Below are 13,902 nucleotides of genomic sequence, written 5' to 3'. Positions count from 1 at the left end.
TGAATCGTCATCCCGCGATTCAAGTCTTTTTTGCATGCATATACAGTCCGTCCAGATAGTATCCCATTGCCTGCAGGGAATGGGCCTTGAAATCGACCTTGAAGCCTTCGAGCTCGTTTTCTTCAATCGCTCTCTGGATGATATCTGGTACACGTGCAATATGGATGTAGCCGATGATGATGGCATTTTGGGCCATGATGACTTGCATGGCACTGTCTACTGTCAGATACGCCACCTTCTCTGCCAGCAGGGCACCGACTTTCTCCAGCCCTGCATACATCTCGACCTTGTCCTTCACGGCGGTCTCATAATCAATATTGTTTTCCAGAATGGAATTTTTGATTGCGCTCAATCGGATCATCACGGAGTCCGGGTCGAGTATGGTCGCCATTTCATCCAGCATGAACTGCTTGAACGTCTCATGATCCATCATTTCATATTCGGACAGCAGCTGGACGAATTGAGTCAGCCGCTTTTCATATTCTACATACAGCATCTCGATAAATAGGATTTCCTTGGTGCGGTAATAGTTGAATAAAGTTCCTTTTGAGACCTGGGCTGCCCTGGCAATATCCATCATTTTGATTTCATTGAACGTCTGATGCTGGAACAATCGATATGCGGTATCGAGAATCAGCTTTGCTTTTTCTGCTTTTGCACTTTCCGTCATGGCCCGTTTCATGAAAACACCTCAATCTCCTGTACTTCCTTTATTATACGTTATTTCAACCGGTCACAGAAGATCGTTCAAGAGAGGTTGTAGGGAGCGGTTATTTCACCTGGCTCATGATGATACGGTCAAATACTTTGTCGCCCAGCCATTTTCGCATGGTCATCATCGGTTTTGCCCATTTGCCTGCCGCGTATCTCGTTTTGGGACGCGGGGACCGAACTGCTCGCGCCACCACATTGGCTATGACATCCGGGGAAGAGCCGCCCCCACTTGTATATGCGCTTTCTGACGCTTTGGAGACTGCCTGGGCGAGTGAACGGTATGCACCATTGCCGGAATGTCTCTTCATCGGTTTGCTGACGACATCCCCGAATTCAGTCAGGATAAGGCCGGGTTCAATAATGACCACATCAATGCCAAACGATTGAACTTCTAATCTCAGACAATCCGACCAGCCTTCCAGGGCATGTTTTGTGGCATGATACCAGGCTCCGAGCGGTGTATACATTTTTCCGCCCATGGAAGAGGTGTTGATAATTTTGCCGCTGTTTTGTTTCCGCATGTGTGGCAGCACCAGCTGGGTAATCCGAGCCAGTCCGAACAGATTGACATCAAATTGATATCTGGCTTCTTCAAGCGGGATGTCCTCTACACTGCCATACAGGCCAAACCCGGCATTATTAAACAGAACGTCGATTCTGCCCTGCTCCTCTATGACGGTATGAACGCATTGTACAATATCTGCCTCCTGCGAAATATCCAGCGAGAGGATACGGGCACCAGAGCGTTTCAAATCTTCCATTTGTTCCAGACGTCTTGCTGCCGCATAGACGATATGACCTTCCTCCAGCAGCTTAAGGGCGGATGCTTTCCCGATCCCGGAAGAGGCTCCCGTAATAAGGATCACTTGCTTGCCATGACGGTGTGTTGCATTCATGTTTGTTCCCTCCTGATTGTTCTTTTGATTTTCATGAACGGTTTCTGTCTCCGATTGCTTCATATCCCTTCATGTCCCTGCATATTCCCTACGTGTTTCTTTGACACCTTGCGAGATGGTTGCGATAAGGCTGTTGAGGCTTGAAGGTATTTAATCTTAATTGATGACCTTGGGTCAATGACCATGAGTCAACTATAAATGACCCTTAGTCATCTGTCAATAGCGGATGGAGAAAAAAGTGGTGGATTCGTTGGTTGGAAAAGAAAACACATAAGGAAAAAAATAAATGTTGCCTTAGGGAAACTTTTTTGTGTATACTTAAAAAAGAAAGTTGAAGGAAACTTTTCGTCCCTGGTGCAATATAATTTATCAAAGTCAACGTCAGGGACACTGGATAAAGTTCAGATCAATCGTAAAATGAAAAGGGAGAGAGAGAAATGAATCAAATGCAATTGAAATTGAAATCATCACCATTCAAGCGCTGGGCGCTGGCAATGGGCTACATACTGGTCGTGGCTGTTTTCCTGGCTGGGTGTGGTGCAGCGGACAACTCGGCTAAAGCAGAAGGAGAAGACAAGCTTAAGATCACGGCGACCATCGGGATGATCAAGGATGTCGTGGCGAACATTGGCGGGGAACATGTAGAAGTAACCGGATTGATGGGTGAAGGGGTAGACCCTCATTTGTTCAAAGCGACTCAGGGCGATGTGAAGAAACTGGATCAGGCTGATCTGATTTTCTACAATGGCCTTCATCTCGAATCCAAGCTGACCGACATTCTGGATAACATGAGCAAGGATAAAACAACCGTAGCCGTCGCAGAGTTTGTCGATGAGTCCAAGTTGCTGGATGGAGATCCTTCAGCCGGCACACAACATGACCCGCACGTCTGGTTTGATTTGGAGCACTGGATTACGGTAACCGAAGTGATTCGGGATACGCTTGTGGAAGAAGATGCAGAGCATGCTGACGCATACAAGGAAAATGCAGAGGCCTATTTGGCCAAGCTGCAGGAGCTGCATACCTATACGAAAGAACAGATTGCAACGATTCCAAAAGAGCGTCGCGTACTGGTGACGGCGCACGATGCCTTCGGTTACTTTGGCCAGGCCTATGATATTGAAGTAACGGGTTTGCAAGGGATCAGTACCGCATCTGAAGCCGGTGTGAAGGATGTAACGGACCTGGTGGACTATTTGGTGGAAAATGAGATCAAAGCTGTATTTGTAGAATCGAGTATTTCAGACAAGAGCATTAACGCGGTCATTGAAGGTGCGAAGGCAAAAGGTCACGACATCCAGATGGGCGGGGAACTGTTCTCGGATGCGATGGGTTCTGAAGGGACAGAAGAAGGAACATACCTCGGCATGGTTCGACACAATGTCGATACGATTGTCAGTGCCCTGAAATAATGGCACCACGGTACGACCAGAAAGTGAAAGGAGTGTTGGCGATGAATGCCCCACTTTCCGTTAAAAATATAAGTGTAGCCTACCAGAAAAAACCGGTGCTCAGAGATGTCAGCTTCCAGATACCGGAAGGCAAGCTCATTGGCATCATTGGACCGAACGGGGCAGGCAAGTCTACACTGATCAAGGCGATACTCGGTCTCATTCCGAAGCTGGCGGGAGATGTAAACATTTATGGACAGCCCTACAAGCAGCAGCGCAAAATGGTCGGGTATGTTCCACAGCGCGAGTCCGTGGACTGGGATTTTCCTACAAATGCACTCGACGTTGTGATGATGGGACGCTATGGTCACTTGGGATGGTTCAAGCGGCCTGGCAAGAAAGAGAAGGAAATGGCGATGAATGCGCTGGAGAAGGTCGGAATGGAATCCTATGCAGATCGTCAGATCAGTCAGTTGTCTGGCGGACAGCAGCAGCGGATTTTCCTCGCCAGAGCGCTTGCACAGGATGCTCGGCTCTATTTTATGGATGAGCCGTTTGTCGGGGTAGATGCTGCAACAGAGAAAGCGATCATTTCGCTCTTGAATGAACTGAAAAATCAAGGCAAGACCGTGCTGGTCGTTCATCATGATCTGGCAACGGTTGAGGAATATTTTGACTGGGTGATGCTTCTCAACGAAAAGCTGATCGAGATCGGCCCGACGGAAGACGTGTTCACCAAGGAATTGTTGAAGGAAACGTATGGCGGCAAGCTTGCCATACTGGATGACAAGAAGGAACAATCGGTTATTTTAAGCTAAGGCGGTGAGACCAGTGGAAGCATGGCTGGATATACTAAAAGACCCTAATGTACGCTGGATCTTGGCAGCTTCTACGCTACTGGGTTTAGGCAGCGGAGTCATCGGCAGCTTCGCTTATTTGAGAAAACAGAGCCTGATGGGAGATGCGCTGGCACATGCCGCGCTTCCCGGCGTTTGTATCGCATTTATGTTAACAGGTGTCAAATCGATCCTGCTGTTCATTGTCGGCGCGGCCATTTCCGGCCTGATCGCCACCTTTGGCATCGGGGCGATTACACGCAATTCAAGAATTAAGCAGGACACTGCGCTGGCGATTGTGCTTTCGGCCTTTTTTGGCCTTGGAATCGTCTTGCTTACACACATTCAGCACAGTGGAGTAGGCAATCAGAGTGGACTGGATAAGTTTCTGTTTGGTCAGGCGGCGTCCATGGTGTACGCGGATGTCGTGACGATGACGATCATTTCTCTGATTCTGGTGGCAGCTTGTGCGCTGCTGTTCAAGGAATTCAAAGTACTGAGTTTTGATTCCGGCTTTGCCAAGGGACTCGGTTACCCGGTGGCGTTTCTCGATCAACTGCTCATGTTTTTCATTGTGGTGGCGGTTGTCGTAGGGATTCAAGCGGTCGGGGTCGTGCTGATGTCGGCGCTGCTCATTACGCCGGCCGTATCAGCCAGATATTGGACCCATCATCTGGGCATCATGGTCGTATTGGCGGGCATTTTTGGTGCTTTTAGTGGTTTTGCAGGCACTTTAATCAGCACATCCGCCAACAACCTGCCTTCCGGTCCACTAAGCGTCTTGTCTGCAACGGCGATCTTTCTCGTCTCTGTTTTCTTGTCTCCAAAGCGGGGGCTGCTTGCAAAAGTATTCATACGGAAGCAGGCGAAGAAGCAGCTGGAGAAAGATATCGCGACCATGCGAAGTCTGAAACCGCAAAGGGGGACCTCGCAATGAGCATGAATGACTTCTGGATTATATTGACCGGTGCGCTCGTGGCCGGAACGTGCAGTATTCTGGGGGTATTTCTCATATTGAGGAAAATGGCGATGGTCGGCGACGCGATCAGTCACTCGGTTCTGCCCGGAATCGTCATTGCCTTTTTGATCAGCGGTTCGAGGGACTCTCTCGTTATGCTGCTCGGTGCGGCGGTGCTTGGCCTCGTTACGGTTTTCCTGATTCAGCTGTTTAAAAACAGTGGCGTGCAGTCGGATGCCTCCATCGGCGTGGTCTTTACCTCCCTGTTTGCAATCGGCGTGGTGCTGGTCAGCAGTTATACGCGGCAAATTGACCTGGATCTGGATTGTGTCCTTTATGGGGAAATCGCATTTATTCCGTTTCACGATCTGACGGTACTCGGTATCAGCATGCCGAAGGCGGTATGGGGCTTGGGACTTTCCCTGCTGCTTACCGTGATTGTGGTGGGACTGTTTTACAAGCAGTTTAAAATCTGCAGTTTCGACCCTGCCCTCGCGGCAGCGGTAGGCATTCCGGTAGCTCTCTTTCATTACTTGCTGATGGGGCTGGTGTCTGTCAGTACCGTTGCTTCATTCGAGAGTGTGGGCGCTATTCTGGTCGTTGGCATGCTGGTGATTCCGGCTGCGACAGCGTACCTGCTAACAGATAAACTGTCGGTGATGATGGTGTACAGTGTACTGACTGGCGTAACATCTGCAGTGCTTGGCTATTACGTGGCATTTTGGCTGGATGCCTCCATTGCCGGATGCATGGTAACGGTAGCGGGAATCCTGTTTGTGGTCGCATTTTTGTTTTCTCCGACACACGGGATCGTCAGCCGCCATTTCATCCGCAAGAGAGAAATGCGCAATCTGCAACAGCCTGTGGCTTAATCAGACGAGGCGTATGGCAAGTAAATGCGAATTGGGTACGGCATGAGCGTGGAGAGATCCCGTTCGTGCCGTGCTTTTTTTTTCGCACATTTATTGCAGTGACTCGAGTGTGCTATAATTTGAGGATAATGAAAGGCCAACAACTTATTGAAGCTTACTGGAAAGGATACGAAGCATAATGTGCGGAATAACGGGAATCGTCGATTTTACAGGCATGCAGCCTGCTGAACATACGTTAAAGCAAATGATGGATCAAATTATTCACCGGGGTCCGGACGATGCAGGAACGTGGGGAGAGCCAGGTGTTGGTTTAGGTTTTCGCCGGTTGTCCATTATTGACCTGGCGGAGGGACATCAACCGCTGAGCAACGAAGATGGTACGGTCTGGATTGCTTTCAATGGGGAGATCTACAATTATCAGGCACTACGCCACGATCTGGTTGCAAGAGGGCATGTATTCAAAACCCATAGTGATACGGAAGTCATTGTTCATTTATATGAAGAATACGGGACAGAATGCGTCAAACGTTTAAGAGGCATGTTCGGATTTGCCATCTGGGATCGCAAGCGGCAACGGCTGTTCGGAGCGCGCGATCATTTTGGCATCAAGCCGTTTTACTATGTGAACAATCAGCATCAATTTGTATTTGGTTCCGAAATCAAGAGCATCCTGCAATCTGGCGCCATCCAGCGCAAGGTTCGCAGAGAGTCTCTGCTCAACTATTTGACCTTTCAATATGTGCCCGAACCGGACACGATGTACGAAGGCATCAGCAAGCTTCCGCCGGCCCATACCATTACGGTGACACTGGATGGAAAGGTCGAGACAGAAAAATACTGGGACCCGATGTTTGAGCCGATGGATCGTCCGATGGAGGCATATATCGAGGAACTGCGCGCGCAATTGAAGGATTCAGTCGTCCATCATATGCACAGCGATGTGCAGCGCGGCTGTTTTCTATCCAGCGGCATCGATTCGACGGCCATCGCAACCCTGATGCGCTCGATTGAACCGATCAAAACCTTTTCGGTCGGCTTCGAGGGCGCTAACAACGAAACCCTGATTGCCCATCAGACTGCGCAGGCTATCGGGACAGATCACTATAGCAAGGTGATTACGGAGGAAGATTATTTCAGCGTGTTGCCAAAAGCGGCCTGGCACCAGGATGAGCCAGTCGCTGACCCGTCTGCGATCGCGCTGTACCACGTGGCTCAATTGGCGAGAGAGCAAGTTACGGTCGTACTATCGGGGGAAGGCGCGGATGAATTGTTCGGGGGCTACCGGATTTATCGGGAGCCGCTTTCGCTCAGACCGCTTGCCTGGCTGCCCCGTATCGTCAAGCAACTCGTCCATCAAATGGCGAACAAGCTCCCTACCGGGATGTATGGACGCAATTACCTGATGAGAGCTTCCACCGATCTGGAGCAGCGATTCCTGGGCAATGCACGCATTTTTAGTGAAGACATGAAGCAAGAGATCGTACACATGGACCGGCAGTTGCTCGGGTCGTATATGAATCCGTTTGATATCGCGAAACAGTTCTATGATCGGACTAAGCATCTGGACCCGGTAAGCCGGATGCAGTATATTGACCTGAATTTGTGGATGCCAGGAGACATCTTGATGAAGGCGGACAAGATGACGATGGCTCACTCCCTGGAACTGCGCGTTCCGTTTCTGGACAAGGAGCTGTATGAGGTTGCGCGCAAAATTCCGGCGAAGTACCGGATCTCACACGGCACAACCAAGTACATTTTCAGAAAAGCGATGGAGGGCATTATCCCTGATTTTATTCTAAATCGTCCAAAGCTCGGTTTTCCGGTTCCGATGCGGCAATGGATCAAGGGAAAACGCGGGGATCAGGTGCTGGAAACGATTCTCTCCAGCGATGCGAAGCATTTCTTCCAGCCAGGCAGCATGGAGCAGTTACTGCGCGAGCACAGACAAGGCTCGCATGACCATGCCCGCAAACTGTGGACGATCTATATGTTCGCCCTGTGGCATCAAACCTATATGGAAGAGCAGCCTTCGCTGCAATCTGCTTCCCTATAGCCTTACAGCTTCAGAAATTCGAGTTCAACCATTTGAGTTCGACCAATAGAGAGAAAGCAGGTGGAAGGATGGATATGGCGTATAAGCTTTTGGCTCTGGATATGGACGGGACACTGCTGACAGAGGAGAAAACCATTTCGAATGAAAACAAGGCATGGCTGAAAAGGGCAGAGGAAGCAGGTGTCACGGTCTGTCTCTCTACAGGAAGAGGTATTTTCTCCATCGAGCCTTATCTGGAGGAACTTCAGCTGTTGAGTCCGATTGTGACCGTGAACGGAAGCGAAGTCTGGGAAGCTCCGGGAAAGCTGCTGGAGCGGCATGAAATGAAGATCGACTGGATTCGGGAGTTGCGGGAAATCGCCTTGAAGCACGACGTATGGTATTGGGCGTATTCCACCGAGGGGGTTTACAACCAGGGGGACTGGCGTGAAGAGCCCGAGACGGCAACTTGGCTGAAATTCGGGTATTACATTGAAGACCTAGATACGTTGAAGCAGGTGCACGAACGCGTTCGGGATATGGATCTGTTTGAGATCACTAATTCCCACCCCTGCAATCTGGAAATGAATCCGCCGGGCGTGAGCAAGGCCTCCGGCCTCCAGTCGATCTGCAGGCTGCTGGGTCTGGATATGTCGCAGGTCATTGCGGTGGGGGACAGTCTGAACGATTTGGCGATGATCCATGAAGCTGGTCTTGGCGTGGCCATGGGCAATGCCCAGGAATCCGTCAAGGTAGCAGCGGATTTCGTTACGCTGGATAACGAGCAAGATGGTGTCGCAGAGGTTGTGAAGAAATATATCGTACACCCATCCTGATCCTAAGCATCCTGTCCAGAGGGGACAATCGGAAACGAATCGAAACGATAAGCAAGAGAAAAGAAGGGGAAGCGTGTGTCCAAAGATTCATTAATTAAAGGAACGATTATTTTGGCAGGGGCGGCATTTGTCGCCCGTTTTTTGGGATTGTTGCAGCGCGTGCCGCTGCAAAACATGCTCGGGGATGAAGGCATGGCCTCGTATGGTCTGGCCTACAATATTTATTTCCTGCTGCTCATCGTAGCAACGGCGGGCATTCCCAGTGCGTTAAGCAAGCTGGTTTCCGAGAAATTGGCTCTGGATCAGGTGGAAGAAGCCAACCGTATTTACCGTGCGGCCGTTTATTTTGCCCTGACAGCAGGGGTCGTCATTACCGCCTTGCTATACGTAGGAGCCCCTTTCTATGCGACCCACGTGGCGGAAATCGAGGAAGCCGCATGGGCAATTCGCGCGCTCGCGCCTGCGATGCTGCTGTTTCCGCTGATCGCGATTATGCGCGGATATTTTCAGGGACACCAGCAAATGATGCCGGGCGGTCTGTCGCAAATCGTGGAACAGATTTTGCGGGTGGTTACGGCTGTCGTGCTCGTCTACCTGTTGCTTTCCTGGGATTACAGTCTGGAATGGGCGGCGGCCGGAGCTTCCTTTGGCGGTGTCATGGGCGCAGCAGGTGCGTTTGCCGTCATGCTGTTCTATGGGAGACGACACCGGAAGAAGCGATTGCAGCAACAGGCTCAGATGGAAACGTCTGAAAGAGCCGAGCATACGCCGATGTCGTATCGATCCATCTATAAGGCGATTTTTCGCCTTTCCATTCCGATCAGTCTCATTTCGCTTGCGGTTCCGATGATTTACTTCATTGATTCTTCGATCATTGTCCCTCTGCTCAAGGGAGATCTGGGCATGGAGGAAGCGAAGGATGTCGTAGGGATCTTGACCGGACGTGCCCAATCGCTGGCGGGCATACCTCCGATTATGGCGATCGCGCTCAGTATGTCGATCGTTCCGGTCGTGTCTTCGGCCTATGCGAAGAAGGACATGGCAGAGGTGAACCGAAAAGCTTCGCAGGCGCTTCGCATATCGGTATTGTCGGGGTTGCCGCTTGTCCTGATTCTGGCACTGGCTGCCAGACCGATCAACGGCTTGCTGTTTACCGATTTGGAGGGGACGGCGATTATGGCCTGGATGACAGTCAGTTCGATGTTCCAGATTCTCATGATGACGTCCTCGGCCATCCTGATGGGAATGGGGCTGACGAAAGCCCCAATGCTAAATGTAGGCGTGGGCATCGTCGTGAAGCTGGTGGGCAGCTATGGACTGGCGCCATACTTCGGTATCTTCGGCATTATCGTATCGACGATGGCCTGTTTTATCGTGACCATGCTGCTGAACCTGATGGTTCTGCGTAAAACGGTGCGATATCATGTGCTGGGCAAGCGCTGGCCAGGTACCCTGCTTACGACAGCGCTGCTGGTCGGTGCAGGTATTGTGCTGGAAAGGACGGCATTTGCCACCATCGCCACGGACTGGATCAAGCTGGATTACTTCCTGAACGGTCTCATCACCGGTGCAAGTCTGATGCTTCTCTATCCGGTACTGATGTGGGTGACGAAGGCGTTTCGTCCGGAAGATGTACAGATGCTGCCAGCTCGTATTCAGCGTCTGTTAAGGCCGGTTCTGAACAAGCTCGGTGTGAAGCAAATCGAAAAAGGTAAGTAGAGAACTGCATTCAGTCCGGGCTGGAGAAAGGGGAAGGGGAGGCAAGATGATGGAACCAGTCCCCTGCCAGTACGGCTGACTCGATCTTGCGCAAACCGAAGCAAACTTCTTTTTCCATATGAATCTGAACAGGCGATGCCATGCTTTTCAAGCAGGTGATCGCCTTTTTGGTGCGCGCCTGGAACCAATCAGTGCGATCCGGTTCAACGAAGGGCTCATTCGGCCAGGACTGTCTGAGTGAAGGACTGTACAGCGGCTTGTCAGGATCGATCAGCCTGCAATGCTTCAGTTTGGCGATATACGTCTGCGGCTCTGGATCAGGACGAACAGACCGGTACAGGTGAGGCCAGTAATCGGCGCGTGATCCGCTGTGAGGACGGGCTGTGGCAAAGGCCACGGTATGTTTGAGGCGAGCTGGTTCGGTATGAAACAGAAGCTGATACAACGCCTTGCCAAAATCAATGCGCTCCTGAAGATCGGAAAAGTCCTCCAGGATGAGTCCGTTCAGTGGCAGCGGCTTTTGACTTGCGTTGAAAGAGATTTCTGTGGAATTGCGAAGCTGGGGAAAACATATCTGATTGAGCTGCAGCAGCGACTGCAATTGAAAGGCTGGTGTCATCAGGACGTGCTTTTGAAAAAAGGGTTGCCGGACGATCCGTTCTTCAATGTAATGCTGCTCATTAACAATGAGTGCCGTACTCAGGAGAGGGGCGTGCCGGGTACGCCAAAAATAGGCCCATATCGGCTGCATGAATCGGGAGACATGAAAATGGGAGAGGAGCGGCATCAAATTTTGATCATGCCGGATGCTTTCGCGGTACAAGGCCAACTGGGGATAGGCGTCTTGAAAAATGTAGCTATTCGCCCGCTCCAGAAACTGAAACAAATGACGCCGAGCATCGGCAGGAAGCAAGCGCGGCAGCCACTCTCCCTTCAGATCGGTCATGCTCCAGCCTCCGTTGCGTGATACCATATGCGCCAGAAAGGCCCAATGCAGTTCCGGATGCTGCTGGTACATGTCCAGGTATGCCTGGGTTCGAGTGACGTTGTTCAGGTTGCTCATTTTCGTTTCCTGCTCGATTCGCTGCACGATGGCCTGTTCGGTCGCGGTCATGGGCGCAACGGGCGATGAGGGCTCAGCAAGGCATCGCTTTAACTGCTGTTCCAGCTGCTTGTAAACCCCACGGGGAACGATGGCCTCCTGGGATCGGGAGCGTTCATTCCACCATTCAATCCCATGCAGAGGCACACTTACCAGGGTCTGCATGATCTGATTCCAAAGCTTTGAGGTTGTCTTCCATCGCATCTTCCTAGCCCTCCTCTGTCTAGCTTCATTGTATGGATGATGGGGGTGCTTCATGCATGCTGGCGGGTCTGGTCTTGGCAGGTAGGGTAAGCAGGGTCATTTGACGAACGGGCGCATACCCTTTATGATGGAGGCGTAAGACATAGAAAGAGGTGAGTTGACATGGAAAAACTAGCAACCAGAGAACAATTTGAGCAGGTCATTGCCGCAGGCAAGCCGGCTATCGTCGTCTTTAAAACAACCTGGTGCAGAGATTGTCACTATATCGATCCGTTTATGCCGGATTTGGAGAAGGCTTATGCGGACAAGCTGGATTTTTATCATGTAGACCGGGACGAGCTTCCGGATCTCTGCGAAGCATACAATATTCTGGGTATCCCGAGTTTCATCGGGTTCAAGAACGGGCAGGAACTGATCCGCTTTGTCAGCAAGCTCAGAAAGTCCAGAGAAGAAATTGAGCAATTCCTTGATCGGGTTGTGGCCGTAGCTGAAGCGGTGTAATCTCCTTCTGGCGATGGGAGTGCCAACTATATGTGCGGTTGGGAACACTCCTGCCGTGATCCTGGTCATCCAACCTTCGTGCCCATTGGCTCATTCGAGTCGATTGGACACGGAGGTTTTTTTGCATGTGGTTATTTTTGAGAGCGAGCGGAAACTTTGGCTTCCAGATAGGCGACTGCCTGATACATCAAGGTCGCCACCAGCGCAATGATGAACAGACTGCCAATGACGAGGGTAAAGTTGAACACCTGAAATCCATAGATGATCAGGTAGCCGAGTCCATCCTTCGAAACGAGGAATTCACCGACAATGACACCGATCCAGGCAAGACCGACATTGACTTTGAGAGCGGAGATAATGGCAGGAAAAGAAGCGGGAAGAATAACAAGCCGATACATTTGGGCTTTATTTCCGTGAAAAATTTGAATGACGCGAGCGTAATGCGGATCGACTTCCTTGAAGGCGGAATAGACAACCAGGGTCGTGATAATGACCGTGATGGCGAGGGTCATGGCGATAATAGAGAACATATTGGGTCCGAGCCCGACGATAAACAAGGGCCCCAGCGCTACTTTTGGCATCGAATTGAACACGACAATGAAGGGGTCCAGCACCCGGGCCAGAAAGGGAGACCACCAGATGAGGGTGGCCAGTGCTGTGCCGCACAGCGTGCCTAACAAGAAGCCGATGATGGTTTCTGTGACCGTGATGCCGATGTGCGGGAGCAGCGTACCGTCTAGCGTTTTCTCCCATAGCAGTATTGAAATTTTAGAGGGATAACTGAACAAGAGCACATCCACCCATTTCATTTGTCCCGCCAGCTCCCATAGTCCAAAAAAGAGTGTGAGCAGCGCCATCTGTGTTGCCCATACCCAGCTCTTGCGTATGCGCTGCTGTCGCTTGTACTGTTCATGAATGTGCTGGGTCCATGCTGCTGTTTTCACAGGCTTTCACCTCTGCTTCGCTCTGTTTTCATCGCTTCGAATTCCTGCCAGATCGTATGAAAGAGTTCATGGAATCCGGCCTGTTCGCGCGCATGGAAGGGCAGAGTCTGGCGAATAAGGGGAGGAATGACCACTTCTCTGCGTATGGTGCCTGGATTCGCATTAAGGATGATCACGCGGTCGCTCATGGCGATGGCTTCGGATATATCATGGGTGACCAGCACAGCGGTTTTTTGGCGCGAACGAATCGTTTCGAACACGAGGTCTTCGAGTTGAAGCCGGGTTTGATAATCCAGAGCAGAGAACGGTTCATCGAGCAGCAGTACATCCGGCTTGGTGGCCAGGGTGCGCACGAGTGCCACCCGCTGTCTCATCCCGCCGGACAGCTGGCGGGGGTAGAGATGCCTGACATGGCTCAGACCCATTTCCTGCAGCAGATGCTGGACATACGCGAAATGGGCAGAAGTGTCTACCCCTTTACGCAGTTCGGGTCCCAGCGTGGCATTTCGCCAAATCGTCCGCCACGGAAACAGATAATCCTGTTGCAGCATATACCCGATGCCGCGATGGGGGCCGTTGATCGGCGATCCTGCCAGTGTTACCTGCCCGGCAGTAGGGGGAATGAGGCCGGCCATGATAGACAGCAGGGTTGTTTTTCCGCAGCCGCTCGGACCGACCAGACTGACGAATTCACCAGCTGCAATATCAAGCGAGATTTTTTCAATAGCCAGAGAAGCTTCTTTCTCCGTTACATAAACATGTGAAACTTCCTTGATCTGAAGGGCCTGCTGCATGTTTCATTCCCCCATTTCTGTCCTTTGATTCCACACCGGATATGATGGTATTGACTGAAAAGGACCGACTAGATCCGGCAGGTTCGAGTGATCTGCGTTCAGA

13 protein-coding genes are annotated in these 13,902 nt (G+C 51.1%); 8 read left to right on the top strand and 5 right to left on the bottom strand.

What is annotated here, in order from left to right:
• Nucleotides 1-19: 19 nt before the first annotated feature.
• A complete protein-coding gene (locus tag ACFSUC_RS03605; RefSeq protein ID WP_379928118.1) occupies nt 20-682 on the bottom strand; it encodes a TetR family transcriptional regulator in 663 nt (220 codons plus the stop codon).
• An 88-nt stretch (nt 683-770) separates the two neighbouring features.
• On the bottom strand, nt 771-1,610 hold the full coding sequence (locus ACFSUC_RS03600) for an oxidoreductase (RefSeq protein ID WP_379928117.1): 840 nt from the start codon (nt 1,608-1,610) through the stop codon (nt 771-773).
• Nucleotides 1,611-2,047: 437 nt separating this feature from the next.
• On the opposite strand from ACFSUC_RS03600, the gene ACFSUC_RS03595 reads away from it, so the two are divergent.
• The 7 genes from ACFSUC_RS03595 to ACFSUC_RS03565 all read left to right on the top strand — a co-directional run bounded on the left by ACFSUC_RS03595 (nt 2,048) and on the right by ACFSUC_RS03565 (nt 10,254).
• Nucleotides 2,048-3,022, top strand: coding sequence for a metal ABC transporter solute-binding protein, Zn/Mn family (locus ACFSUC_RS03595; protein ID WP_379928116.1), 975 nt, complete (start codon nt 2,048-2,050; stop codon nt 3,020-3,022).
• 41 nt (nt 3,023-3,063) lie between these two features.
• Nucleotides 3,064-3,819 carry a metal ABC transporter ATP-binding protein gene (locus ACFSUC_RS03590; RefSeq protein WP_379928115.1) on the top strand — a complete coding sequence of 252 codons (756 nt, stop codon included), beginning with the start codon at nt 3,064-3,066 and terminating at the stop codon, nt 3,817-3,819.
• A gap of 13 nt (nt 3,820-3,832) precedes the next feature.
• Entirely contained in the window at nt 3,833-4,774 is a 942-nt protein-coding gene (locus ACFSUC_RS03585; protein WP_379928114.1) for a metal ABC transporter permease, read from the top strand.
• Nucleotides 4,775-4,776: 2 nt separating this feature from the next.
• Nucleotides 4,777-5,667, top strand: coding sequence for a metal ABC transporter permease (locus tag ACFSUC_RS03580; RefSeq protein ID WP_379928186.1), 891 nt, complete (start codon nt 4,777-4,779; stop codon nt 5,665-5,667).
• A 178-nt stretch (nt 5,668-5,845) separates the two neighbouring features.
• Nucleotides 5,846-7,720: an asparagine synthase (glutamine-hydrolyzing) gene (asnB, locus tag ACFSUC_RS03575; RefSeq protein ID WP_379928113.1), complete on the top strand. Its 1,875-nt coding sequence runs from the start codon at nt 5,846-5,848 to the stop codon at nt 7,718-7,720.
• A 68-nt stretch (nt 7,721-7,788) separates the two neighbouring features.
• Nucleotides 7,789-8,535: a Cof-type HAD-IIB family hydrolase gene (locus ACFSUC_RS03570; RefSeq protein WP_379928112.1), complete on the top strand. Its 747-nt coding sequence runs from the start codon at nt 7,789-7,791 to the stop codon at nt 8,533-8,535.
• A gap of 75 nt (nt 8,536-8,610) precedes the next feature.
• Nucleotides 8,611-10,254 (top strand): putative polysaccharide biosynthesis protein, encoded by a 1,644-nt coding sequence (locus ACFSUC_RS03565; RefSeq protein WP_379928110.1) that lies wholly within the window; start codon nt 8,611-8,613, stop codon nt 10,252-10,254.
• A gap of 10 nt (nt 10,255-10,264) precedes the next feature.
• On the opposite strand, the gene ACFSUC_RS03560 is transcribed toward ACFSUC_RS03565, so the two are convergent.
• Nucleotides 10,265-11,560: a DUF2515 family protein gene (locus ACFSUC_RS03560; RefSeq protein ID WP_379928109.1), complete on the bottom strand. Its 1,296-nt coding sequence runs from the start codon at nt 11,558-11,560 to the stop codon at nt 10,265-10,267.
• A 162-nt stretch (nt 11,561-11,722) separates the two neighbouring features.
• On the opposite strand from ACFSUC_RS03560, the gene ACFSUC_RS03555 reads away from it, so the two are divergent.
• Entirely contained in the window at nt 11,723-12,061 is a 339-nt protein-coding gene (locus tag ACFSUC_RS03555) for a thioredoxin family protein (RefSeq protein ID WP_379928108.1), read from the top strand.
• A gap of 131 nt (nt 12,062-12,192) precedes the next feature.
• Here ACFSUC_RS03555 and ACFSUC_RS03550 read toward each other — a convergent pair whose 3' ends face one another.
• Together ACFSUC_RS03550 and ACFSUC_RS03545 are read right to left on the bottom strand one after the other, a co-directional pair.
• A complete protein-coding gene (locus ACFSUC_RS03550; protein WP_379928107.1) occupies nt 12,193-13,005 on the bottom strand; it encodes an ABC transporter permease in 813 nt (270 codons plus the stop codon).
• Nucleotides 13,002-13,799, bottom strand: a complete 798-nt coding sequence (locus tag ACFSUC_RS03545) for an ABC transporter ATP-binding protein (protein WP_379928106.1) — start codon at nt 13,797-13,799, stop codon at nt 13,002-13,004. The genes ACFSUC_RS03550 and ACFSUC_RS03545 overlap by 4 nt, the downstream gene beginning before the upstream one ends.
• Between the last annotated feature and the right edge of the window lie 103 nt (nt 13,800-13,902).

It is taken from the genome of Marinicrinis sediminis (assembly GCF_042685085.1).
Lineage (GTDB): Bacteria > Bacillota > Bacilli > Paenibacillales > KCTC-33676 > Marinicrinis > Marinicrinis sediminis.
This window is presented reverse-complemented; position numbering and strand designations above follow the sequence as displayed.